Annotated in this window: 22 protein-coding genes; 8 read left to right on the top strand and 14 right to left on the bottom strand. The window is 63.2% G+C overall.

Annotation, left to right across the window (positions count from 1 at the left end; translation table 11 throughout):
• Positions 1 to 44: 44 nt before the first annotated feature.
• Positions 45 to 881, bottom strand: a complete 837-nt coding sequence (gene phhA / locus FJ492_RS03230; RefSeq protein WP_140508396.1) for a phenylalanine 4-monooxygenase — start codon at positions 879 to 881, stop codon at positions 45 to 47.
• A 139-nt stretch (positions 882 to 1,020) separates the two neighbouring features.
• Between phhA and FJ492_RS03235 the strand changes: the two genes are divergently transcribed.
• The 3 genes from FJ492_RS03235 (at position 1,021) to FJ492_RS03245 (ending at position 3,728) form a co-directional block, all read left to right on the top strand.
• Positions 1,021 to 1,497: an Lrp/AsnC family transcriptional regulator gene (locus tag FJ492_RS03235; protein ID WP_140768455.1), complete on the top strand. Its 477-nt coding sequence runs from the start codon at positions 1,021 to 1,023 to the stop codon at positions 1,495 to 1,497.
• Between the two features lie 109 nt (positions 1,498 to 1,606).
• Positions 1,607 to 3,193 carry a magnesium-protoporphyrin IX monomethyl ester anaerobic oxidative cyclase gene (gene bchE, locus FJ492_RS03240; RefSeq protein WP_140768457.1) on the top strand — a complete coding sequence of 529 codons (1,587 nt, stop codon included), beginning with the start codon at positions 1,607 to 1,609 and terminating at the stop codon, positions 3,191 to 3,193.
• Between the two features lie 76 nt (positions 3,194 to 3,269).
• Positions 3,270 to 3,728 (top strand): RidA family protein, encoded by a 459-nt coding sequence (locus FJ492_RS03245; protein WP_140716246.1) that lies wholly within the window; start codon positions 3,270 to 3,272, stop codon positions 3,726 to 3,728.
• 27 nt (positions 3,729 to 3,755) lie between these two features.
• Here FJ492_RS03245 and argB read toward each other — a convergent pair whose 3' ends face one another.
• From argB to FJ492_RS03260, 3 genes are all read right to left on the bottom strand, one after another.
• Complete coding sequence (gene argB, locus FJ492_RS03250) at positions 3,756 to 4,649, bottom strand: acetylglutamate kinase (RefSeq protein ID WP_027143840.1); 894 nt, start codon at positions 4,647 to 4,649, stop codon at positions 3,756 to 3,758.
• Positions 4,650 to 4,811: 162 nt separating this feature from the next.
• Entirely contained in the window at positions 4,812 to 6,308 is a 1,497-nt protein-coding gene (locus FJ492_RS03255; RefSeq protein WP_140768459.1) for an amidase, read from the bottom strand.
• 106 nt (positions 6,309 to 6,414) lie between these two features.
• On the bottom strand, positions 6,415 to 6,846 hold the full coding sequence (locus FJ492_RS03260; protein ID WP_140768461.1) for an SgcJ/EcaC family oxidoreductase: 432 nt from the start codon (positions 6,844 to 6,846) through the stop codon (positions 6,415 to 6,417).
• A gap of 184 nt (positions 6,847 to 7,030) precedes the next feature.
• On the opposite strand from FJ492_RS03260, the gene FJ492_RS03265 reads away from it, so the two are divergent.
• From FJ492_RS03265 to msrB, 3 genes are all read left to right on the top strand, one after another.
• Positions 7,031 to 7,570, top strand: a complete 540-nt coding sequence (locus FJ492_RS03265) for a sigma-70 family RNA polymerase sigma factor (RefSeq protein WP_027143843.1) — start codon at positions 7,031 to 7,033, stop codon at positions 7,568 to 7,570.
• Positions 7,567 to 8,289: an anti-sigma factor gene (locus tag FJ492_RS03270; protein ID WP_140768695.1), complete on the top strand. Its 723-nt coding sequence runs from the start codon at positions 7,567 to 7,569 to the stop codon at positions 8,287 to 8,289. Before FJ492_RS03265 ends, FJ492_RS03270 begins: the two co-directional genes overlap by 4 nt.
• Before the next feature lie 266 nt (positions 8,290 to 8,555).
• On the top strand, positions 8,556 to 9,059 hold the full coding sequence (msrB, locus tag FJ492_RS03275; RefSeq protein WP_140768463.1) for a peptide-methionine (R)-S-oxide reductase MsrB: 504 nt from the start codon (positions 8,556 to 8,558) through the stop codon (positions 9,057 to 9,059).
• 118 nt (positions 9,060 to 9,177) lie between these two features.
• Here the strand turns inward: msrB and FJ492_RS03280 are convergent, their stop codons facing one another.
• Positions 9,178 to 10,770: a DHA2 family efflux MFS transporter permease subunit gene (locus tag FJ492_RS03280; RefSeq protein ID WP_140768465.1), complete on the bottom strand. Its 1,593-nt coding sequence runs from the start codon at positions 10,768 to 10,770 to the stop codon at positions 9,178 to 9,180.
• Between the two features lie 74 nt (positions 10,771 to 10,844).
• The gene (locus tag FJ492_RS03285; RefSeq protein WP_140508408.1) at positions 10,845 to 12,035 is read right to left on the bottom strand and encodes an HlyD family secretion protein; all 1,191 of its coding nucleotides are present in this window, start codon (positions 12,033 to 12,035) and stop codon (positions 10,845 to 10,847) included.
• A 127-nt stretch (positions 12,036 to 12,162) separates the two neighbouring features.
• Between FJ492_RS03285 and FJ492_RS03290 the strand changes: the two genes are divergently transcribed.
• Positions 12,163 to 12,882 (top strand): TetR/AcrR family transcriptional regulator, encoded by a 720-nt coding sequence (locus FJ492_RS03290; protein ID WP_140508410.1) that lies wholly within the window; start codon positions 12,163 to 12,165, stop codon positions 12,880 to 12,882.
• A gap of 140 nt (positions 12,883 to 13,022) precedes the next feature.
• On the top strand, positions 13,023 to 13,835 hold the full coding sequence (locus tag FJ492_RS03295) for a tetratricopeptide repeat protein (protein ID WP_246675870.1): 813 nt from the start codon (positions 13,023 to 13,025) through the stop codon (positions 13,833 to 13,835).
• Here the strand turns inward: FJ492_RS03295 and FJ492_RS03300 are convergent.
• From FJ492_RS03300 to rnpA, 8 genes are all read right to left on the bottom strand, one after another.
• Positions 13,832 to 14,533: a hypothetical protein gene (locus tag FJ492_RS03300; RefSeq protein WP_140768467.1), complete on the bottom strand. Its 702-nt coding sequence runs from the start codon at positions 14,531 to 14,533 to the stop codon at positions 13,832 to 13,834. The two genes, FJ492_RS03295 and FJ492_RS03300, sit on opposite strands and share 4 nt — an antisense overlap.
• Before the next feature lie 71 nt (positions 14,534 to 14,604).
• On the bottom strand, positions 14,605 to 15,264 hold the full coding sequence (gene yihA, locus FJ492_RS03305; RefSeq protein WP_015314400.1) for a ribosome biogenesis GTP-binding protein YihA/YsxC: 660 nt from the start codon (positions 15,262 to 15,264) through the stop codon (positions 14,605 to 14,607).
• Complete coding sequence (locus FJ492_RS03310) at positions 15,261 to 15,899, bottom strand: CatB-related O-acetyltransferase (protein ID WP_140716260.1); 639 nt, start codon at positions 15,897 to 15,899, stop codon at positions 15,261 to 15,263. The genes yihA and FJ492_RS03310 overlap by 4 nt, the downstream gene beginning before the upstream one ends.
• Before the next feature lie 409 nt (positions 15,900 to 16,308).
• A complete protein-coding gene (locus FJ492_RS03315) occupies positions 16,309 to 16,869 on the bottom strand; it encodes a fasciclin domain-containing protein (protein WP_140508415.1) in 561 nt (186 codons plus the stop codon).
• A gap of 213 nt (positions 16,870 to 17,082) precedes the next feature.
• Positions 17,083 to 19,053 (bottom strand): protein-L-isoaspartate(D-aspartate) O-methyltransferase, encoded by a 1,971-nt coding sequence (locus FJ492_RS03320; protein ID WP_140768469.1) that lies wholly within the window; start codon positions 19,051 to 19,053, stop codon positions 17,083 to 17,085.
• A 37-nt stretch (positions 19,054 to 19,090) separates the two neighbouring features.
• A complete protein-coding gene (locus FJ492_RS03325; protein WP_140768471.1) occupies positions 19,091 to 19,309 on the bottom strand; it encodes a hypothetical protein in 219 nt (72 codons plus the stop codon).
• Positions 19,310 to 19,694: 385 nt separating this feature from the next.
• Positions 19,695 to 21,515, bottom strand: a complete 1,821-nt coding sequence (yidC, locus tag FJ492_RS03330) for a membrane protein insertase YidC (protein WP_140768473.1) — start codon at positions 21,513 to 21,515, stop codon at positions 19,695 to 19,697.
• Between the two features lie 14 nt (positions 21,516 to 21,529).
• Positions 21,530 to 21,883 carry a ribonuclease P protein component gene (gene rnpA / locus FJ492_RS03335; protein ID WP_027040889.1) on the bottom strand — a complete coding sequence of 118 codons (354 nt, stop codon included), beginning with the start codon at positions 21,881 to 21,883 and terminating at the stop codon, positions 21,530 to 21,532.
• Positions 21,884 to 21,885: the final 2 nt, after the last annotated feature.

Genomic DNA, 21,885 nt, shown 5'->3' on the forward strand with positions numbered 1-21,885 from the left:
GCGGAGGAGAACGCTCCGCCAACCGGGGCCGCCATGCAGTCGGACTAGACCGTCGCCGGATCGAGCGCCGGCTGGCCCTTGCGGCGCGCGACGATCGCCTCGAAATCCGCGGTCTGGAAGGCATCGCGCAAGGCGTCGAAGGACGGCAACACGAAATAGGCGCGCTGGAATTTGTCGATCTCGTAGCCGGTGCGCATCACCGTCTCCAGATCGAACGGCACATGGTGGGCCTCCGTGCTCTCGACCGCGAACTGCAACTCGGTAAACGAAGACATCAGCCCGGCGCCAAACGCCTTCAGCGGCTGGCCAGCCTCCTGCATCAGGCCGTATTCGGCCGTGTACCAGTAGAGCCGGGTGATCATCTCGTCGCCGCCGAGCGCGATGATGTCGCCGGCCTTCTTGCCATACATCTGCATGAAGTCGGCGAACACCGGCTGCGACAGCACCGGCACATGGCCGAAGAAGTCATGGAACATGTCCGGCTCGACGATGTAATCGAGTTCCTGCCTGGTGCGCAGCCAGTTGGTGACCGGGAAGCGGCGGTTGGCGAGGTGATCGAAGAAGGGGGCGGCCGGAATGAGGCCGGGCACGGCGACTATTTCCCAGCCGGTCAGCTTGCGCAGCTTGGCGCTGACGTCCTCGAAATCGGGGATGCGATCGAGAAGGCCGAGCTTCTCGACGCCATCGAGGTAGGAGTGGTGGGCGAGCTTGCGCGTCAATTTGGTCTGGCGGTCGCACAGCGTGCGCCACACCGCCTGCTCCTCGGCCGAATAGTCATAACCCTGCGCCACGGTAAAATCGGCGCGGCATACCGAGTAGTCACCACGCAACCCCTGCGCCGCGCAGTCGCGGGCATATTCGGCAACGCTCATCGTCGTCATGGTTTTTCTCCTCGCAAAGCATCAATGGCTAACGTACGCGGAGCGTAACCGGATCTGCCGAGGCAAATCGGTTTTGATGATGGACCGCCCGCCATATTCGGGATAACATTCACTCATAATCCGCATGAGAGGAGTAAAAATGCCTCAATTCGACGATTTCGAAATCAGGATGCTCGATGTCCTGCAACGCGACGGGCGCAAGCCCGTCTCCGAGCTGGCGCAGGAGATCGGCCTCTCCACCACGCCCTGCGCGCGGCGCTTCGAAGCGTTGCAGGAAGCCGGCATCATCAAGGGATTTGCCGCAATGATTAGCCGCCGCGCGGTCGGCTTGATGGTCGAGGTGTTCATCCAGGTGCGCCTCGTTAGCCATAGCGACGGCTCGCCCGAAAACTTCATCGCCGCGGTGCAGCGCATGGACGAGGTGTCGTCGTGCTGGACGATGACCGGCGACCATGACTTCCTGCTGCATGTCATGGTGCCGTCGGTCGACGAGCTCAACGCCTTCGTCATGCACCGGCTGATGCGGCTCGACGGCGTGCGCGACGTCCACACGCAACTGGTGCTGCAGAACATCAAGGGACCCGGCCACGTGCCGCTCGCGCATCTCAGACGCTGATGCTATTCCTCGTTTTTGCGGAAAAGCTGCAAGCAAACTGCTGAAACGGGCCAATCGGGCGGCACTATCGCCGGCCAGCATGCGCGGACCAACTCCCTGGAGGTCCGCCATGAACATCGTCCTGATCAATCCGCCGCACACAGCCATCGGCAGCCGCGTGCCCGACGATCATTTGCCGCCGCTTGGTCTTCTGGCGATCGGCGGCCCGCTGATAGACGCCGGCCACGAGGTGCGGCTCGTCGATGCCGAGTTCGGGCCGATGCCGCTCGCCTCGGTCGTCGCGGAAGCCCTGAAGGACTGCCCCGACTTCGTCCTGATCGGCCATTCCGGATCGACCTCGGCGCACCCGACCGCCCTGTTGATCGCGGGGATGATCAAGGCGCGCGAACCGGCGACGATCATCCTCTACGGCGGCGTGTTCCCGACCTATCACTGGCGCGACATCCTCGCCGAAACGGACGTTTTCGACTTCATCGTGTGCGGCGAGGGCGAGGCGACCGTGGTGGCGCTGGTCGAGGCGATGGAAATGCGCCAGCCGCCGGCAAGCGTTGCCGGCATCGCCTATCGCGACGATCTCAATCGTCCTTTCGCCACGCAAGCGGCGATGACCATCGCCGACCTCGACGCCTACCGCGTCGGTTGGGAACTGATCGACCACCGCAGATACAGTTACTGGGGCGGCAAGCGCGCCGTGGTCATGCAGTTTTCGCGCGGCTGCCCGCATCTGTGCAACTATTGCGGCCAGCGCGGTTTCTGGACCCGCTGGCGGCATCGCGACCCCGTCAGGTTCGCCAAGGAGATCGCCTGGCTGCACCGCCAGCACGGCGTCGAGCTGATCAACCTCGCCGACGAGAACCCGACCGTCTCGAAGAAGGCCTGGCGCGCTTTCCTGGAGGCGATGATCGCCGAGGACGTGCCGGTGCTGATCGTCGGTTCGACTCGCGCCGACGACATCGTGCGCGACGCCGACATGCTGCACCTTTACCGCAAGGCCGGCGTCATCCGCTGGTTGCTCGGGATGGAAAACACCGACGAGCAGACCTTGCAATTGATCCGCAAGGGCGGCAGCACCTCGTCCGATCGCGAGGCGATACGGCTGCTGCGAAGGCACGGCATCCTGTCGATGGCGACCTGGGTGGCCGGCTTCGAGGATGAGGGGTTCCGCGATCTCTGGCGCGGCTTTCGCCAACTCATCGCTTATGACCCGGACCAGATCCAGGCGCTCTATGTGACGCCGCATCGGTGGACGCCGTTCTTCCGCATCGCTCGCGACCGCAGGATCATCCAAAGGGACGCCCGCCTGTGGGACTACAAGCACCAGGTGCTGCACATGAGCCGGCTCAAGCCGTGGATGCTGTTCTTTTCGGTCAAGCTGATCGAACTGGCGGTGCAGTCGCGGCCGAAGGCGCTGGCGCGCATCCTGTTCCATCCCGACCCCGAGCAGCGGCATTCGATGCGCTGGTACACAAAAATGGGCCGCCGCGTCTGGTTCCGCGAAGTCTGGGGTTTTCTGGTGACAGACCACCGGGTGAAAGGCGGCCCGACGCTAGCCGAATTCTGGGGCGCGCCGCAGGACGCCGAGGAGGAATCGATGGTCTTCCAGCGTCCGTCGAAGAGACCTGCAACGGTGCCTGCCGCCGTGCTGCATGTGGCGCCCGAGCAGCGTGCCTTTCGCATCTCGCCGCCGCCGGCCTGACCCGTCCCGCCTGGCCGCCAGCGGTGCACGCGCTAATTTCCAGCGATCGGACGATGGTGACTGGCAGGAGGAAGCGATGGACCTTGTCACGCATAAGCAGATGAAAGGCGGCCGGCTTATGCCTTGGGGCAAAGGCACCGTCGTGACCGGCGCCAAGGGATATGTCTTCCTTGCCGGCAATACGGGCACGGCAGAGAACTATGACCCGTCGAGCGGCAAGGGTGGCGCCGTTGGCGACGCGGCGACGCAATGGCGATCCATATTGGAGAACATCAAATCGGACCTGGAAGAACTCGGCAGTTCGCTCGAATATCTCGTCAAGATCACACAGTACGTCAAAGGGCCGTTTCCAGACGGCGGCGCGCTGAGCTCGCCCAACTTCCGGCTGGACGTCATGGACGAATTCTTCGCCGAGCACTGCCCGAAGCACTGCAGCTACAACAATCCGCCGCCATCGGAAGTGATCGGGGTTGCAGCACTTGCGCATCCCGATCTCGTCATCGAGATCGTGGCCGTCGCCGCTCTGCCGGACTGAGGACGCCAGGCGCCGAAGGGCAAAATATCAGGGCACGATCAGTGTGCCGGCGCCGTGTTCGGTGAAAAGTTCCAGCAGCACCGAATGCGGCGTCTTGCCGTTGAGGATGACGACGCCTTCGACGCCGCGCTCAATGGCCTCGATGCAGGTCTCGACCTTTGGGATCATGCCGCCCGAGACCGTGCCGTCCTTGATCAGCGCCCTGGCCTCGGCGACCGTCAGCTCGTCGATCAGCTTCTTGTCCTTGTCGAGCACGCCCGGCACGTCGGTGAGGAACAGGAGGCGCGAGGCCTTGCAGGCACCGGCAATGGCGCCGGCGAAAGTGTCGGCGTTGATGTTGTAGGTGTGACCGTCGCGGCCGGGCGCCACCGGCGCCAGCACCGGGATCATTTCGGAGCGTGCCAGAAGGTCGAGCAACGTACGGTCGACCTCGACCGGTTCGCCGACGAAGCCGAGATCGAGCACACGCTCGATGTTGGAATCGGGGTCGATCATGGTCTTGCGCGCCTTTTCGGCGAACACCATGTTGCCGTCCTTGCCGCACAGGCCGATCGCCCATTCGCCCTCGGCATTGATCAGCGCGACGATCTCCTTGTTGATCGAACCGGCCAGCACCATCTCGACGATCTCGACCGTCTTCTGGTCGGTGACGCGCAGGCCGCCCTCGAATTTGGATTCGATCCCCATCTTGGCCAGCATGGCGCCGATCTGCGGGCCGCCGCCATGGACGACGATCGGGTTGACGCCGGATTGCTTCAGAAGCGCGATGTCGCGCGCGAAGGCCTTGCCGAGTTCGAGATCACCCATGGCATGGCCGCCATATTTCACCACGACCGTCTTGTGCTCGTAGCGCTGCATGTAGGGCAGCGCGCGCGACAAGAGGGCGGCCTGCATTTCGGCGGTGGCGGCGACGTCCGTCATCGGCGTGGTTCCCTGGCTTCTGGTTCTATGCATGTCGTTGTCCCAAACCGCTGGGCACTTTTGGGCGACATGCATCAGGTGGAGACGGCGGCGTCTTAGCGGCAATTGACGCGAGCCGCAAATGGCATTGCTGCCATATTCGAGCGGTTCACGATGTCGTCATTATGACGGCACCATCAGCGGCGCCCGCCGTGTCGGCCAGCCCGAGATTTTCTCCATCTGCGCGGCGAGTGACAAAAGCGTTTCCTCGTCACCCGGACGGCCGGCGGCCTGGATGCCGAGCGGCAGGCCGGCATCCGTGACATGGACTGGGAGCGCGATCGACGGCTGGCCGCTGACATTGTGGATCGCGGGCCAATGCGTGAACCAAAGGCTCTTGTCCATCAGCTGGCCGAACAGAGGTTTGATCCTGAGCAGCGCGGTGAGGTGAAGCTTGTCGAGCAGGTTTTCGATCAGTTCGTCGGCGCCTTTCGGATCCATGGCGCCGCAGGCGAGCGGCGGGTGCGCGATGACAGGCATCAGCACCGCATCATAGCGCGCGGTCTCCTCGATCAGTTGCCGCGAGGCGGCGTGCAGCCGCTGCAGGCCGGCATAGGTCTCGCCGGCCGAGACCATTTCGCCCAAGCGGCCGAGCACCCGCGTGGCGCGCTCTAAGTCGCCCGTCACGGAACGGCCGACGCGCAGCGCTTCGGACCGCAACGAGCCGGCGACGGCGGAGGCGACCGTGGTGCAGAAGTCGGCGAAGAAATCACGGCCGATGAAGGGCAGCTCGATGTCCTCGACCGAATGGCCGCCTTCACGGGCGAGCGCCACGGCAATGTCGAGCGCCCTGAGCGTCTCGGCCGAAATCGGCAGGCCAAGCGGCGACTTGCGGTACACCGCCAGCCCGAGCTTGCCGGGATCGCGCGCGGCAGCCGCAGCGAATGTGCCCTTTGGCGGCAGCGCGGCATAGGGCGCCAGCGTGTCTGGACCATGGGTGAGGTCGAGCAGCAGTGCGCAGTCGCGCACCGAGCGGGTGACGGCGTGATCGACGACCATGCCGTACCAGCTTTCGCTCACCAGCGGCGACAGCGGGATGCGGCCGCGCGAGGTCTTGAGGCCGACAAGCCCGCTGCAGGCCGACGGCACGCGGATCGAGCCGCCGCCATCCGAGGCGTGCGCCACCGGCACGACGCCGGCGGCGACCAGCGCTGCCGAACCGCCCGACGAGCCGCCGGTGGTGTGGCCGGTATTCCAGGGATTGCGGGTTATGCCGAAGGCTTTGGATTCGGTCATCAGCCGCAGCCCGTGCTCGGGCGACGTCGAGGTGACGATCGGGATCAGCCCGGCCGCGAGATAGCGCTCGGTCATCACCGAGTTGAAATCCGGCACCCAGGCCGGAATGCGGCTTCCGCCATGCGACGGCACCCCTTTGATGGCGATGCCGAGATCCTTGATGGCAAAGGGCACGCCGGCCAGCGGCAAGGAACGGTCGATGCTCTTCGCGCGGGTCCGTGCGGACTCATAGAGCGGCTCTGCCGTTGCATTGATTTCGGGGCGGGTGGCCTCGGCACGGGCGATCGCCGCCTCGGTCAACTCGATCGCCGACAGTTCACCCTTGCGCACCAGACCGGCAAGACCGGTTGCGTCTTCTTCCCACAGGATCCGTTCGACCGACATGCGCGCTCCCCCCACGTCCGCCAAGCTAGCCAGCGGCGATTCCCTTGGCAATCCAGGCCAATAGTGTCTCGGTTTGGAAGTTGAGCGGCGACTTTTTGTAAGACGGCTATCTTCTAGCGGTGGGAGGGGGAGCAATCGCCCCCGGGACGATGTCGGTGTTCTGGGCAACCTTTATCCGCCAGCCCGATTGTTCTTCCTTCACAACCAGAAGCAGAATGCCTTCTCGTGTTCCGGCGGATGAGCCGTCCGGAGTGGATGCGCCGGTCAGGATCCATGTATAGTGCACGGATGCAAGGCCGGAGGATAATTCAACAACCGACGAGATAACACCCTCCAATCGGCTGTCACGAAAGATGGTTTGATGAGTTGCGCGGTGCGCCCTTTCGATCTCGGTGCGGTTCTTCCACCGGATGCCCACGACATTGACAAAATTAGCGTCGTCGGCAAACAACGCTGCGAAGTCGTCCATGTCATGTCTGTTCCAAGCATCGGCAAAGGCAGGTGCGACATCCTCAGGTTTGGCGACCACCAACCCCATGACAAATCTCCGTTGCTTTCCGCTAAAAGCCTAGCATGTTGGGGTCATCGCCTCAAATGCGATTGCCAATTTTGAATTTCAAACTGGGACACTGCCCCGAGGCACGTGTGCGGACGCCCAAACTTTAGGGGCGCGGAATATTTCCGTCGTTGCAAATACAACGCTTTTGCCTAATTTGGCGCGCATGACGCCGCAGGACATCACTAAGCTGATCGTCCGGACTTCGATGAAGGATCGGGCCGCATTCGACCTGCTCTACCGGCAGACCAGTGCGAAACTTTTCGGCGTTTGCCTTCGTGTATTGAACGACCGGGGAGATGCGGAAGAAGCGCTGCAGGAAGTCTTCGTCAAGATTTGGACGAAGGCGGACCGTTTTGCTGTCTCCGATCTGAGCCCGATCTCCTGGCTGGTGGCAATCGCGCGCAATCATGCGATCGATCGCATCAGGGCGCGGCGCAAGCCTGCCGTCGATATAGATGCCGCGCTCGAGGTGGCCGATCCGGCGCCGGGACCCGAAGCGATGGCGGTGGCGGGCGATGAATTCGGACGCATCCACCACTGTCTCGATGAATTGGAAACGGACCGGGCGGCGGCCGTCCGCGGTGCTTACCTCAAGGGCGAAAGCTATGCCGAACTGGCGGAACGCCACGGCGTGCCGTTGAATACGATGCGTACCTGGCTGCGCCGCAGCCTGATGAAACTCAGAGAATGTCTGGAAAGATGACGCTGGCAGAGGACAACGGACCGGAACGTGGGGGCGACGACCTGTTCGCCGCCGAATACGTTCTTGGCGTTCTGTCGGCGGAAGAGCGGCAGATAGCATCCAGGCGCATCGATTCCGAAGCCGATTTCGCGCGGCTCGTCGACGATTGGGAAGTTCGCCTGTCGTCGCTGGCCGCAGCCTATCCGGAAATCGAGCCGCCGGCTTCGGTGAAGCCGGCGATCGATCGCCGGCTGTTCTCGTCGACATCGGCTACGTCACCTCAAGCACCCGCCGGCCTGTGGTCCAGCCTCGCCTTCTGGCGCGGCCTTGCGGCGGCGGCTGTCGCTGCTCTGGCGCTCTACATCGCCGTCCCCTACCTCAACCCACCGGCCGCACAGCCGCAGACGCGCCTTGTCGCCTCGCTTGCGGCCGAGGGCAGCGACGTCAAATATCTGGCCGTCTACGACGCTGCCCGCCACGATGTCGGTCTCTCCCTCGTCTCCGGCGAGCGCGCCGCCGGCAAGGACTTCGAGCTGTGGATGATCGAGGGCAAGAATGCTCCGGTCTCGATGGGCGTCATCGCGGCCGGCCAGACCGCGCATGTGACCGTTGCGCCGGCGGTGCAGCAGAAACTCGCGCGGGGCGCCGTGCTGGCCGTCAGCCTTGAGCCTGTCGGAGGCTCGCCGACCGGCCAGCCGACCGGCCCCGTCGTCGCCGCAGGCGATTTGAAGGGCATCTGATCGACCCGTTCGGACAGGGTTCTGCTCCCGAAAACGTGATGGAGCCGAAAATGTAACAAGGAGCTTGCCGCGGACGAACCCGCTGCAAGAGCCCTCCGTCGATCGCGTCGTCTCGCTCCCCTGCTCCGCAATCGACACGAATGCTCCGTGCCGCCCACGGTCAACCGTGTACGGCGCGGAGTCTCGTTTTGGGGGCAACCGTCACCGGCTTTTGACTTTCGGGCGGCGGCATAGTTTGGCAAAACAGACGACAGGAGGAACTGGTCATGAACCGTCGCGACTTTCTTTTGAGTGGTGCCGCCGCTATCGGCGTCCTAGGGGCCGCGGCAACGATGCTGCGCATGGGCAGCCCGCAGGCCGCACAAGCCGCCGAGAAATTCGAGATCACCAAGACAGACGACGAATGGAAAGCCATCCTGTCGCCGGCCGCCTTCGACGTGCTGCGCAAGGAAGGCACGGAGTATCCAGGCACCAGCCCGCTGCTCAACGAACACCGCAAGGGCATCTTCGCCTGCGCCGGCTGCGACCTGCCGGTCTACCCATCGGAGACGAAATTCGATTCCGGCACCGGCTGGCCGAGCTTCTGGCAGGAGATCGCCAATGGCATCGGCAAGACCGAGGACCGGTCGCTGGGCATGACCCGCACCGAAGTGCATTGCCGCCGCTGCGGCGGCCATCTCGGCCATGTCTTCGACGACGGTCCGGCGCCGACCGGCTTGCGCCACTGCATCAATGGCGTGGCGCTGGCCTTCAAGCCGGCGACCGCCTGACGATATCAAGGCAATAAAAAACTCCGGGCTTTGCGGCCCGGAGTTTTTTGCGTGGTCAGAGCTTTTCGGGCGTGGACTGGAGGAGCTTCCCGAAACCGCTGCCCACTTTTTCTTTGCTTCAGTGCCCGCCGCCGCCACCACCGGGCGCGCCCGGCTTCCTAATCAGCATGGTGAAGAAGCCCAGCGTCCCGAACAGTACGGTCAGCAGATAGAACACATCCATGAAAGACAGGAGCGCCGCCTGCTGGTGGACCATGCCCGACAGCTTGGAGATCGCCGCGCTTGTGGCATCCAGGCCGGTGGTCTGCTCGAAATTGAGCGTCATGTTCTGCAGCTTGGTCTGCGCGGCGGCACTGCCCCACTGCACATGCTCGGAGAGCCGGGCATAGTGGAAGGCATTGCGATCGATCAGCACGGTGTTGATGATGGCAAGACCGACGGCGCCGCCAAGGTTGCGGGTGAGGTTGAACAGTCCGGACGCGTTCTTCAACCGGTCCGGCGGCAAGGTGCCGAGTGCGATATTGTTGATCGGCACCATGCACAGCATCATCGAGCAGCCGCGCAGGATCTGCGGGATGAGCAGCTCGTAAAAGTCCCAGTCGGCGGTCAGATGCGTCATCCACCAGGTGCCGGTGGCGAAGCCGAACAGGCCGATCATCATCATCAGCCGCAGATCCATCTTGCTCGATAGGATGCCGGAGATGGGCGCGGTGAAGAACATGGCCAGACCGCTGACGAACAGCGCTTCGCCGATCATCATCGAATCGTAGCCGCGGATGCGCCCGAGGAAGACCGGGTAGAGATAGGTCAGGCCATAGAGGCCGATGCCGATGACGAAGGAAAACAGCGAGCCGAAGGCGAAATTTATGTTGCTGAAGGCTTTGAGGTCGACGATCGGTTCCTCGGCCGTGAAGACACGCCAGAAAAAGATCACCGCGCCGATGATCATGACGATGGCGCAGATGAACACGGCCTGGTCCTGCAGCCAGTCGTTGTTCGGACCCTCCTCGAGCACATATTCCATGCAGCCGAGGAAGGCGGCCATGCCGGCGAGACCCCACCAGTCGAACTTCGAGAACAGCTTGAGATTGGGCTTGTCGAAATCGATCAGCGACCAGGCCGCGGTCGCGACCAGAATGCCGGGCACGACATTGACCAGGAACAGCCAGTGCCATGAAAAGGCGTGGCTGATATAGCCGCCGACGGTCGGGCCGATGGTCGGCGCCAGCGTCGCCACCAGGCCGATCATCGGCGAGACGATGGCGCGGCGCGAGGGCGGGAAGATGGTGAAGGCCGCCGCAAAGACACTCGGGATCATGCCGCCGCCGATGAAACCCTGCACGGCGCGGTAGACGATCATCTGGTCGATGTTGGTGGCGGTCGCGGCAAGGGCGCTGGCCGCGGTGAAGCCGGCGGCCGCGACGGTGAACAGCACGCGCGTGGACAGCATCCGGCTGAGGAAGCCCGACAGCGGGATCATGACCACCTCGGCGATCAGATAGGCCGTCTGCACCCACGGTATCTCGTCGGAGCTGGCGCTGAGGCCGGCCTGGATCTCGGCCAGCGAGGCCGAGACGATCTGGATATCCAGGATCGCCATGAACATGCCGAACACCATCGCCAGGAAGGCGATGACGCGTCGGGTCGAGATGGTGTCGGGCGCGGCCGGTATCGCCGGCGGCGATCCTGCGGTGATGGTTGCGGTTGCCATGTCCTGAGCCTCCTTGAGGCAGGCCGGGCGGCTCGGTGCTTCAATCAGCCACCAAGCCGCCCTCCGAAAAGCGATTAGTTACTGGTCGCGGCAGGCGCGGTGCGGCTGTCGACGGCGACGACGACGCTCAAGCCGGCGCGCAGCTTGCCGGTTTTCAGCGCGTCGGCCGGCACCTCGATGCGGACCGGCACGCGCTGCACCACCTTGGTGAAGTTGCCGGTCGCGTTTTCCGGCGGCAGCAGCGAGAACACCGCGCCTGACGCCGGCGCCAGCGAGGAGACGGTCCCCTGGATGGGGTGGCCATCAATGGCATCGACCGAGATGTTGACCTTTTCGCCAGGCACGAGCCGCGCAAGCTGCGTCTCCTTGAAATTGGCGACGATATAGAGCTTGTCCATCGGCACGACCACGGCGAGCTTCTGGCCGGGGCTGACCAGATCGCCCTGTTCGACGGAGCGGTTGCCGACGACGCCGTCATACGGCGCCTTGAGCACGGTGAAGGAGAGATCGCGCGCGGCCTTGTCGCGGCCGAGCTGCAGCGATGCCAGTGTGCTGGCGGATTCTGCGCGCTGCGCCTCGAGTACGCCGATATTGGCCTGCGCGGCGGCGATCTGCGCATCGGCGCCGACGAGCGCGGCCTTGGCTTGGTCGAGCGCGGTCTGGGCGTCGTCCAGCTGTGCCTGCGTGCCGACATGCGTCTTGACCAGTTGCGCGGCGCGCTGCTGGGCACGGCCGGCATTGTCAGCGGCGGCCTGGTCGGCGACCTTCTGCGCCTGTGCCTGCTGCAGGGAGGCCTGCGCGGCCTTGGTCTGCGCGTCGATGCGGTCGAGCGTCTTGGCCAGTGTGGCGATCTGCGCCTCGGCCTGGGCAACGGCGATCTTGTAATCGCCGGCATCGATCGTCAGCAGCGGATCGCCGGCCTTCACCTGCTGGTTCTCGCTGACCAGAACCTGATCGACATAGCCGGAAATTTTTGGCGAGACAAACGACATGTCGGCCTGGACATAAGCATCGTCAGTCGAGATCATGAAGCGACCGGTGGTCCAGTAGTCATAGCCGTACCAGGCGCCGCCGCTCAAGAGGGCAAGGCCGATGATCGGCAGCAGGAAAGAGCGTACCGAGCGCTTGTTCTTGGCCGGAGCTTCGGCCTCCGGCGGCGGTGCGACTGCCGGCTGGACATGCACATCGGGTGCTTCCGTCGCCGGGGCAACCTTGGCGTTGGGGAAAGGACGGACTTCGGCGGTGGCGGGCGTGTTCGAGGACATGACATCTCTCTAATGTTATAATACTGAACCGTTCGGTTCGATCCGGCCGTTGACATAGCGCGTAAAGAGGACCATATCAAGAGGCAATCGAACCGGTTGGTTCGAATTATTTCGAGGTGCGACTTATATGGGTGAGATCGTGGGCAACGCCGACATCGACGCGTGCGAAGACCTGCTGGAAGGTCTGCGCCGCGGCCGGCCGGCGGCTGGACAGGACCCGGTCAAGCGCAGCCAGATCATCGACGGCGCCCGTCGTGTCTTCATTGAAAAGGGCTTCGAGGCCGCCTCGATGAACGACATCACGCGCGAGGCCGGCGTCTCCAAGGGCACGATCTATGTCTATTTCGCCAACAAGGAAGAGCTGTTCGAGGCGCTGATCGAGGAAGAGCGCGGCACCATCTTCAAGAACATGTACGACATGCTCGAACGCGCCGACGACCTGCGCCAGACGCTGATCAAGTTCGGCAAGGTGCTGTCCATGAAGATCACCTCGGCCAGGGTCATCCAGGCGCAGCGTACGGTTATCGGCGCCTCCGACAGGATACCGGACATGGGGGCCCGATTTTACGAACGCGGGCCCAAGCGCGGCCATGACAAGGTCGTGACATTCCTCAATGCCGCCATCGAGCGCGGCCTGCTCGAGATCGAAGATGTCGACCTCGCCGCCTATCAGTTCACCGAATTGTGCCTGGCCGGTCTTTTCCGGCAGTGCATCTTCGCCTACCGAACGAAGGCCCCGACCCAGGACGAGATCGACCACATCGTCAGGTCCGGCGTCGACATGTTCCTGAAAGCCTACGGCACCGAAAGGCTGGCAGAGGAAGAAAAGACCTTACATTCGTCCTGACAGGACTCTCCGAAACGGCCGTCCATTTTTTTGCGGAAGCCGGCTTGACCTCAAGGCGCTGAGCGTCGACGTCTGGATGTGGGTAGAACTGATCATTCCGCGGGAATGGTTCTCGTTCGCGAGTGTGAAGGCAGATCGGGATGGGCGTTCCGAAGCTCCAGAATGAGATGCGACGCATCGTGGCGGACTTCAACGCCGGTCGCCACGAGCAGGCACGGCTGCTTTGCGAGGAGGCTCTTCGCCAGGCGGCGGACGACCCTGCCGTCAACCACCTCATGGCCGCCGTTCTTTTCGCCAAGGGAGAGATTTCGGGAGCCCGCTCCCATATTCAGGCAAGTCTGGCGATCCGGGCTGACAACGCGTCCGCTCAATTGCTCGCCGGCCGCTTGGCGCGGGCGGCACGGGATTTTGACCAAGCGCTGTTCCATTTCTCACGCGCGGCCGAATTGGCGCCTGGTGCCGCTGTGCTCATCGAGCGGGCGCGAACGCTCGATGAGACAGGCGATCGGACCCAGGCGCTCGAGGCATGGCGACAGGTGACACTTGCCGATCCCTTGTCGGCGGAGGCGGCAGCGCGTTTGGGCCGCATGCTGTTCGAGGAGGGAATGCCCGCCGACGCGGCACCTTTGCTGGAGCGGGCCGTAAAGGGAAACGCGCCTGCATCGGCGTGGTTCGATCTCGCCCTTGTCAGGCAGGATCTGCATGATCATGTGGGGGCAGCGGCCGCCTATCGCAAAGCGCTGGAGATACGCCCCGACAACGCCGAGGCGGCGGTCAATCTGGGGGTAGTGCTTCAGGAAGCGGGCGACATGGACGCCGCGATCGAGGCCTATCGAGCGGCCTACGAGCAGCGCGCCACAACCTTCGGCATCATCGCGATGGCCCTGACGTCAGCGCCGCACGGCAAGCTTTGGATCGATCGCGAAACGTTGAAGGGCTTGCTTGCAGGTTAGCGGGCGCGCTTTACGCGAAACTGCTTCCGGTAGACGCCGGGTTCGGCAAGAACATCGGCGACGGTTTTTTCATAGGAGGCTTTGCGCACGGCATCGAAGCTTTCGAAGACAAGTTCGGGCGCGGCGCGCGGCACGGGAAAGCATTGCGCAATCGGTGTGCCCTTCGCCAGCACGCCGGAGAAACCCTGGTCGGTCCAAATCGCCGGGAAATTGATGCCGGCGTCCTGGAAGTGATCTGAATCGACCACACCAGTCACCAGGCGGAAAGGAAGATCATCGCGGTTGACCGGATGGGTGGCGAAGAGGGACCAGCCTTCCTCCAGCTCGATCGTCCAGAAACTGTTGAATTTTATGGCCGCCAGCCCATTCGATAACGGTGCGCCGGCGAGCTGTTCAGCGACATGGAAGCTGAGCGGCGAACGCGGGTGGCCCTTCGTTGACGGCTCGGCGATGTCCCACCGCCATTCAAAGGCCCCGTTCTCAACGGTCACGTCGCATGGCAGCGGGATCATGAAGCCATGCGTCATGGCATCGACGAAGGGCGGACACTGTTTTACCGTCCTGATCTCTCGCCCATGGATTTCCGAATAGGCTCTCGGAGGCATCTTGCGGAGCCAGTCGGGCAGGACGCCGCGCGCGGGAACCGGCCGAGGCAGCATTTCGGCAAGCGCGGGATCACAACGAAAAACGATACGCATCCGGTTGCCCTCGAACGGCATTGCGATGTTGACGGATTGCCAGGGCGCGGTCAACGGATCGCGTAGGATGACTAGCCGCCATTGGCCGCAAGCACGATCGCGGCCTGCAGTTCCTCGAGACCTTCGCCTTTTTCCGATGAGGTCGCCAGCACGAACGGAAACGCCGCCGGCCGCTTCTTGATCTTGGCCAGCGTCTCCTCGATCAGTCGCGGCACGCCGGCGGCCTTGATCTTGTCGGTCTTGGTCAGCACGATCTGGTAGGACACCGCCGCCTTGTCGAGCAGCGACAGCACCTCGTCGTCCTTGGCCTTGATGCCGTGGCGGGCATCGATCAGCACATAGACCCGCTTCAGCGTGACCCGGCCCTTGAGATAATCGAAGACCAGCTTGGTCCACTCGTCGACCTTCTCCTTGGGCGCCGTGGCGTAGCCGTAGCCCGGCATGTCGACCAGCGCCATTGGCGGCAGGTCGGTGCCCTCGCCGGAAAACCCGTCCGGCACGAAATAGTTGAGCTCCTGCGTGCGCCCTGGCGTGTTGGAGGTGCGCGCCAGCCCCTTCTGGTTGACCAGGGCATTGATCAGCGACGACTTGCCGACATTGGAGCGGCCGGCAAAGGCGATTTCGGGCGGCCCTTCCGGCGGCAGGAACTTCATGGCCGGCACACCACGGATGAAGATCCACCCGCGCGTGAACAGGTCGGTGCCGATCGCGGTGCTGTTGGGAACGTTCAAGCTGCTGCCTCCAGAAGAGAGATATCGGCGCCCCTGATGGCGTCGAGGTTGCGGCCGACCTTGTCCACCGGCCAATCCCACCATGCCACCGCCAGCAGCCGCCGGATCGTCCTGTCGTCGAAACGCATCTTGACCACTTTCGCCGCGTTGCCGGCGACGATCGCATAGGGCGGCACATCGTGCGTCACCACCGATTTGGCGGCGACGATGGCGCCATGGCCTATTTCCACGCCAGGCAGGATCACCGCCTCCATGCCGATCCAGACATCGCTGCCGACCACGGTATCGCCGCGCACTTCCTTCGACCAGGTCGCCGGGTCAAAACCGTTTTCCCAGCCATGACCGAAAATGTTGAACGGATAGGTCGAAAAGCCGGACATGGCATGGTTGGCGCCGTTCATGATGAAGCGTGCGCCTTCGGCGATGGCGCAGAACTTGCCGATGATGAGCTTGTCGCCGATGAAGGGATAGTGATGCAGCACGCATTTTTCGGCGAATTTGTCCGGCCCGTCCGGGTCGTCATAATAGGTGAAGTCGCCGATCTCGATATTCGGCACTGTCACCAGCGGTTTCAGGAAGCCGACGCGCGTGTGCATCGGGATCGGGTGCTTGATGCCGGGATTGGGTCCGTTCATGTGGGTTCGTCCGGGAACTGGCAGAGAGGCGCATCCGTGACCGGAGGCGCCTGCTCAAAATAGCGTGATCCGCCCTATAGCACCAATCGGCCGGGGAGCGAGTCTTCCGTGGCGGACAAGCTGATTTGTCGCCGCGGCGGATCACGATCGGGTTGGACAGCGCGCCTGTCGAACCCATTGCCCTGATAGACCAGACCGTTCGAGGCGGTGGAAGCGGTCGAAGGTGGACCGCCGCTGAGGCCAATCCGTCCTCACAGGGAGCAAAAGAAACCGGGGTCCCGCGAGGGACGACAGGACCCCGGCCTCGCCGATAGGGCTTCCCAAGAAACATGGCACCTCGTCATGAGGCGGGGATGGCGGACCGAGAAAGCCCCAACGATCCGCCAGCGCCCCTTTTCGCCGGAAGCCGCTACTTCGGCAACAGAACCTTGTTGACGACGTGGATGACGCCGTTCGACTGGTTTACGTCGGCGATCGTCACCTTCGCCTCGCCGCCGGACTCGTCCATGATGTAGAGCTTGCCTTTCTTGATCTCGACGGTGAGCGTGTCGCCCGAGACGGTCTTCATCTCGTATTTGCCGCCCATCGCCTTGGCCTTCTCCATCATCTCGGCGCCGGAAATCTTGCCGGCCACGACATGTGCGGTCAGCACCTTGGTGAGCTTGTCCTTGTTCTCGGGCTTCAGCAGCGTGTCGACCGTGCCGCTCGGCAGTGCCGAGAAGGCTTCGTTGGTCGGTGCAAAGACGGTGAAGGGGCCAGCGCCCTGCAGCGTGTCGACCAGGCCGGCCGCTTTGACGGCGGCGACCAGCGTCGTGTGGTCCTTCGACTTGACCGCGTTCTCGACGATGTTCTTGGTGGCGTACATCGGCGCGCCGCCGACATTCGGGTTCTTGGCATAGGCGGGAGCGGAAATCGCCATGCCGGCGACAAGGGCTGATACGGCGATGGTCCTGAATGTGGGCAAGCGCATGTGGTCTTCCTCCGGGTGAGGGCTGATCGGAATTGATAGCCTTTGGAAACGCACAAGCAGTCACGCCGCGCGAGCGCTTTCAGTTTCGCCGATCACGGGAACGTGAACGGATGCCGCCCAGAGAAAAAGCCCGGACGAGCCAGGCGCTTTCGACAGGCGGTGCGGTTGAGGACAGTCTGACCCGCCAACGCACTGGCATCGAGTTCCGGACATTCAGATGCCGAACGGAAATGTATCCGGTATCTTGCCGGTGCTGTCGGCCGACATTGTGAGCGGCGTAACAGCGGACGTTCGATCGAACCAGACGAAGGCGTCGAACTGGCGGGAGACGGACGAGTCCATGTAGTGGCTGAGCCGTTCGGTCTCCGGCCGGTAGATGACGCCGATATAGCGTTCCGGCCTCGGCGCCGCCAGATCGTCGCCGAGCTGGCCATGGCGCCCAAAATCCAGCAGGAACGATGGTTTGCCGCTGTCGTGACACAGTCGCTCGAAGCTGTTCGGCAGCGAAGGATTCACGTCCTTCACCTCCATCTCACCGTCCCAATCCGAGGCACAGGCGACGGTACCGGTATCTGTTCCGAAACCGATCAGCGCCGTCCGCGCACCGAAGCGTTCCCGGCAGAGCTGGCCGATGTTCAACTCGTCGCGGACGATACCCATGTCGGTATGCCGCGCGTCGCCGATATGCGAGTTATGCGCCCACACCACGGCCTTCGAATCCGATCCATGCGCTTCGAGAAGCTGATCGAGCGTTTCGAACATGTGCCGATCGCGGAGGTTCCAGGTCTCGGCGCCGCCATAATACATCACGCGGTAGTACCGCTCGGCCGATGCGACCAGACGTGCACTCTGTTTGGCGTCGAGCAGAGCGCCGTCGCCTTCGGCCATGGATCGCTCGAACAGATCCATGCACTGTCGCACCACGGCCTCTTCGCAGGTTCTGTAGCCCGGCCGCAGCGCCGCGCGCCCGTAGGTGGTGGGCTCGTTCTGCCAGGGCATCAGACAGCCATAGCGCTCGCGCGCTACGGCGGCCGCTTCGGGATCGACCTTGTCTAGGTAGGCAAGCACCGTGGCGATCGAGCCGCTCATATTGTAGAGATCGAGTCCGTAGAAGCCTGCCTTCGCGTGATCGGGCAAGTCCCGATTGTAGTTGCGTAGCCAGCCGATGAATTCGGACACCTCGGTGTTGCGCCAAATCCAGGTCGGGAAGCGCTGGAAGAACGGCTGCGCCTTCGACTGCCGTTCCTCTGCGCGCACATACCGGTTGATCTGTGCTGCATCCGGCCAGTCCGCCTCGACGGCCACGATGGTGAACCCGTGTCGCTGGAGGAGGCGTCGGGTGACAGCCGCGCGGGCACGATAGAATTCCGAAGTGCCGTGGCTGGCTTCCCCGAGCAGGACGACGCGCCGGCTGCCGAACCGGTCGAACATTGCGCCGAAGGCCGGATCGTCGATCGGCGGCAAATCTTCGGCCGCCCGCGCGATTTGCCGCGGCAATGGAGGAGGGCGTATCTCGCGCGCCGACGGCGCGTTTTCCTCGTGCCCGCCATGCTCGCCGATCAGCGGCACGAACATGACACCACCGAGATCCTCCTCCTCGAACTTGTTTGCCGCAATCCGCGTGAGGCGAACGAGGCGCTGCGAGTAAGGGTCCTCACCGACCGGAATGATCAGCCTGCCGCCGATCTCCAACTGCTCCTGCAAGCCGAGGGGAATGGACTTGGCGGCGGCCGCGACGACGATAGCGTCGAAGGGTGCCTTTTCCTGCCAGCCTTTCGTGCCGTCGCCGACCCTGACTTCGATGTTTCGGTAACCGGCGGCATTGAGCCGCCGTTCCGCCTGTTGCGCGAGCGATCGATGCCGCTCGACGGTGAAAACGTGTTCAGCAAGTTCGGCCAGTACGGCTGCCGCGTAGCCCGAGCCGGTGCCGATTTCCAGCACGCGATCGGTCGCCTCGATCTCGGCCATCTCAGCCATTTTCGCCACGATGAAGGGTTGGGAGATCGTCTGTCCGCTGCCGATCGGCAGCGGGCTGTCCTCATAGGCGAATTCCTCAAAACCCTCGTCGACGAATTGCTCCCGCGCGACCCGGCGCAACGCATTCAGAACCCGCTTGTCATTCACACCGCGGCGCGCGATGTGCGCCTCCACCATCCGATGCCTGGCGTGTTCGAAATCCAGCATAACAGCCTCCAATCAGGGCGCCGGTCGTGCCAGGCTCCTATTCGTTGGTTCGCCCGGTCTGCCGGGGATTGACCCCGCCTTGCGGCGTGGTGTCGTTATCGACATCTCCCTTGAAAGTATTCTCGCCGTCCAGTTCCTCGTCCTCTTCGAGAAGATTGCCACCCTTGATCGTGCCCCTGGAGGCGCCAATTCCGGGATTCTGCTTCAAATCCTTGTCGGAGGGCTTGCGTGTCTTTGGGTGAATGTTGCTGCTCATCGGAATGCCTCGCTGCAAGTAGCATGATGAGGCCGATCCGCTGCACTGCCTTGAATTTGGACAGGCGCGTCGACCTGATCCTCCCACGCGGGAGCTTTAGGAAGCCTTTTGCGCGAACTCTTGAATGCAGGATAAGTTCCATGCGGGGCAATCCGGCAGCAGCGAGGTTCGGCTGGTTTGCCATCAATGACGGCAGGCCAGGAGGATGCCGGTTCGGTCCCTGGTCCCTAGCGCGTGCCGGACCACGGCATCGCACGCTGCATCACTGAAATTAAAAGGCTGAGCCCTGTGGAACACAGGACCCAGCCGTCAAATCCGCCCCTGCCCAAACCGCCCACTTATGGTTCAGTCTGCCGGGCGGGCTCTTTTGCCAAAAAGGCGCCGGCTATTCCGCCGGCGAGGGTTTCTTGCGGAACAACGCCACCAGATTGTCCCAGAGTTCGATCTTGGCGCCCTGGCGCTTCATGATCACGCCCTGCTGCAGGATCGACAGCGTGTTGTTCCAGGCCCAGTAGATGACCAGACCCGCCGGGAACCCGGCCATCATGAAGGTGAAGATGACGGGCATCCAGGTGAAGATCGCGGCCTGCGTGGGATCCGGCGGCGTCGGGTTCATGCGCATCTGCAGGAACATGGTGACGCCCATGATTAGCGGCCAGACGCCGATCATCAGCATGTGCGGCAGCGTGACCGGCACCAGCCCGAAAAGGTTGAAGATCGATGTCGGATCGGGCGCGGCCAGATCCTGGATCCAGCCGAAGAACGGCGCGTGGCGCATCTCGATGGTGATGTAGAGCACCTTGTAGAGCGAGAAGAAGACCGGAATCTGCAGCGCCACCGGCCAGCAGCCGGCGAGCGGATTGATCTTCTCGGTCTTGTACAGCTCCATCATCGCCTGCTGCTGCTTCATCTTGTCGTCCGCGTATTTCTCGCGGATTTCGAGCATCTTGGGCTGCACCTTCTTCATGTTCGCCATCGACGCGTAGGACTTGTTGGCGAGCGGGAAAAACAGCGCCTTGACGATGACGGTGGTGGCGAGAATCGCCAGGCCGAAATTGCCAAGGAATTTGTAGAGCGTGTCGATCAGCCAGAACATTGGCTTGGTGATGAAGTGGAACCAGCCCCAGTCGATCAGCAGGTCGAACCGCTTGATGTGGCGCTCTTCGGCATAGGCGTTGATCTTGGCGACTTCCTTGGCACCGGCGAAGACCTCGGTCTCGACGGTCGCCGACTGGCCGGCCTCGACATTGATCGGGTCGGTCAGGAAGTCGGACTGGTAGCGGTGGCGGCCGTCCTCGAAATAGGCATAACGCGGCTGGAACGGCTGTTTCTCGGTCGGCACCAGCGTCACCGCCCAGTATTTGTCGGTGATGCCGAGCCAGCCGTCGGTCGACTTGCCGGGCTGGTATTGCTTGTCCTTTTCGATCGCCGCGTATTTGTGCTCCTGTAGGCCCTCGGTCCCGGTAACGCCGATCAGGCCTTCATGCAGCACATAGGTGCTGGCGACGGCCGGCTTGTCGTAGCGCGTGACGCGGCCGTAATTGAACAGCGAAACCGCGCTCGAGCCGGAATTCTGCACCGTGTCCGACACCGTGAACATGTAATTGACGTCCACGGAGAAGGTGCGCTTGAAGGTCAGGCCTTTGTCGTTGGTATAGGTGAGCGTCACCGGCGTCGACGGGGTCAGCGTCGGATTGCCGTCCACGCTCCACACCGTTTCGGCACCCGGCACCGCGCCGGTCTTGTCGTTGCCGACAAAGCCGATCTCGGCGAAATAGCCCGTGGGCAGAGCCTGCGGGTTGAGCAGTTCGATCTCGGGCGAATTCTTGTCGACGGTCTCGGTATAGTGCTTGAGCTTGAGGTCATCGAGCCGCGCGCCGGTCAAGTTGATCGAGCCCTCGAGGCTCGGCGTGTCGATCTTGACGCGCTTGGATGCCGCCAGCGCCTGATCGCGGCCGGCCGCGGTGACGACGTCACCGCCGGGGGCGTTGGGAATGGCGCCCGGGGCGGTAGTGCCTGGGGCCGGCGTCGATGCGCCCGGATTGGCCGCTTCGGCCGCCTTCTTCTGTTCCTCGACGCGCTGCTGCTCGACCTTGGCGGCCTCGCGCTGGGCCTCGCTGCGCGGCAGCACGTAGAAGTACTGCCATACCGCCAGGATCAGCACCGACAGCGCGATGGTGATGAAGAAGTTCCGGTTGTTTTCCATCGAGAGCCCTTGGCCTATCGTGTTCCGCGAAGTCGGCGGGAGAGTTCGGCCTTCAACTGGCCGAAAGGCGCGCGCAGCGCATCATCGCGCCCGACGATGACATAATCATTGCCGGGCACCATGTCATCTGCCGCATGGACGCGGACGGCCTCTTTCAGCCGCCGCCTGACGCGGTTGCGCACAACAGCGTTGCCGACCTTCTTGGTGACGGTGTAGCCGACGCGCGGCACCCCGCCGTCGCCGCGGTCGAGGACCTCGACGAGGAAAAACCGTCCGCGTCGCTTTTCACCACGACGGACGGCCAGGAATTCCGCGCGTTTCAGAAGCCGCTTGGGATTTTGCCCCACTGGCTTGCCGGTTGCGGGCAACG

The organism is Mesorhizobium sp. B2-5-4, from assembly GCF_006441095.1.
Taxonomy (GTDB): domain Bacteria; phylum Pseudomonadota; class Alphaproteobacteria; order Rhizobiales; family Rhizobiaceae; genus Mesorhizobium; species Mesorhizobium salmacidum.

Coding starts and splice junctions, on each gene's coding strand:
- FJ492_RS03320 (WP_140768469.1), bottom strand. CDS start 19,053: ATGCTGGATTTCGAACACGCCAGGCATCGGATGGTGGAGGCGCACATC.
- FJ492_RS03260 (WP_140768461.1), bottom strand. CDS start 6,846: ATGGGGTTGGTGGTCGCCAAACCTGAGGATGTCGCACCTGCCTTTGCC.
- FJ492_RS03280 (WP_140768465.1), bottom strand. CDS start 10,770: ATGGCAACCGCAACCATCACCGCAGGATCGCCGCCGGCGATACCGGCC.
- FJ492_RS03310 (WP_140716260.1), bottom strand. CDS start 15,899: ATGAACGGACCCAATCCCGGCATCAAGCACCCGATCCCGATGCACACG.
- phhA (WP_140508396.1), bottom strand. CDS start 881: ATGACGACGATGAGCGTTGCCGAATATGCCCGCGACTGCGCGGCGCAG.
- FJ492_RS03235 (WP_140768455.1), top strand. CDS start 1,021: ATGCCTCAATTCGACGATTTCGAAATCAGGATGCTCGATGTCCTGCAA.
- FJ492_RS03300 (WP_140768467.1), bottom strand. CDS start 14,533: ATGCGTATCGTTTTTCGTTGTGATCCCGCGCTTGCCGAAATGCTGCCT.
- FJ492_RS03315 (WP_140508415.1), bottom strand. CDS start 16,869: ATGCGCTTGCCCACATTCAGGACCATCGCCGTATCAGCCCTTGTCGCC.
- FJ492_RS03290 (WP_140508410.1), top strand. CDS start 12,163: ATGGGTGAGATCGTGGGCAACGCCGACATCGACGCGTGCGAAGACCTG.
- FJ492_RS03245 (WP_140716246.1), top strand. CDS start 3,270: ATGGACCTTGTCACGCATAAGCAGATGAAAGGCGGCCGGCTTATGCCT.
- FJ492_RS03255 (WP_140768459.1), bottom strand. CDS start 6,308: ATGTCGGTCGAACGGATCCTGTGGGAAGAAGACGCAACCGGTCTTGCC.
- FJ492_RS03270 (WP_140768695.1), top strand. CDS start 7,567: ATGACGCTGGCAGAGGACAACGGACCGGAACGTGGGGGCGACGACCTG.
- msrB (WP_140768463.1), top strand. CDS start 8,556: ATGAACCGTCGCGACTTTCTTTTGAGTGGTGCCGCCGCTATCGGCGTC.
- FJ492_RS03265 (WP_027143843.1), top strand. CDS start 7,031: ATGACGCCGCAGGACATCACTAAGCTGATCGTCCGGACTTCGATGAAG.
- argB (WP_027143840.1), bottom strand. CDS start 4,649: ATGACGGACGTCGCCGCCACCGCCGAAATGCAGGCCGCCCTCTTGTCG.
- FJ492_RS03325 (WP_140768471.1), bottom strand. CDS start 19,309: ATGAGCAGCAACATTCACCCAAAGACACGCAAGCCCTCCGACAAGGAT.
- FJ492_RS03285 (WP_140508408.1), bottom strand. CDS start 12,035: ATGTCCTCGAACACGCCCGCCACCGCCGAAGTCCGTCCTTTCCCCAAC.
- yidC (WP_140768473.1), bottom strand. CDS start 21,515: ATGGAAAACAACCGGAACTTCTTCATCACCATCGCGCTGTCGGTGCTG.
- bchE (WP_140768457.1), top strand. CDS start 1,607: ATGAACATCGTCCTGATCAATCCGCCGCACACAGCCATCGGCAGCCGC.
- FJ492_RS03295 (WP_246675870.1), top strand. CDS start 13,023: ATGGGCGTTCCGAAGCTCCAGAATGAGATGCGACGCATCGTGGCGGAC.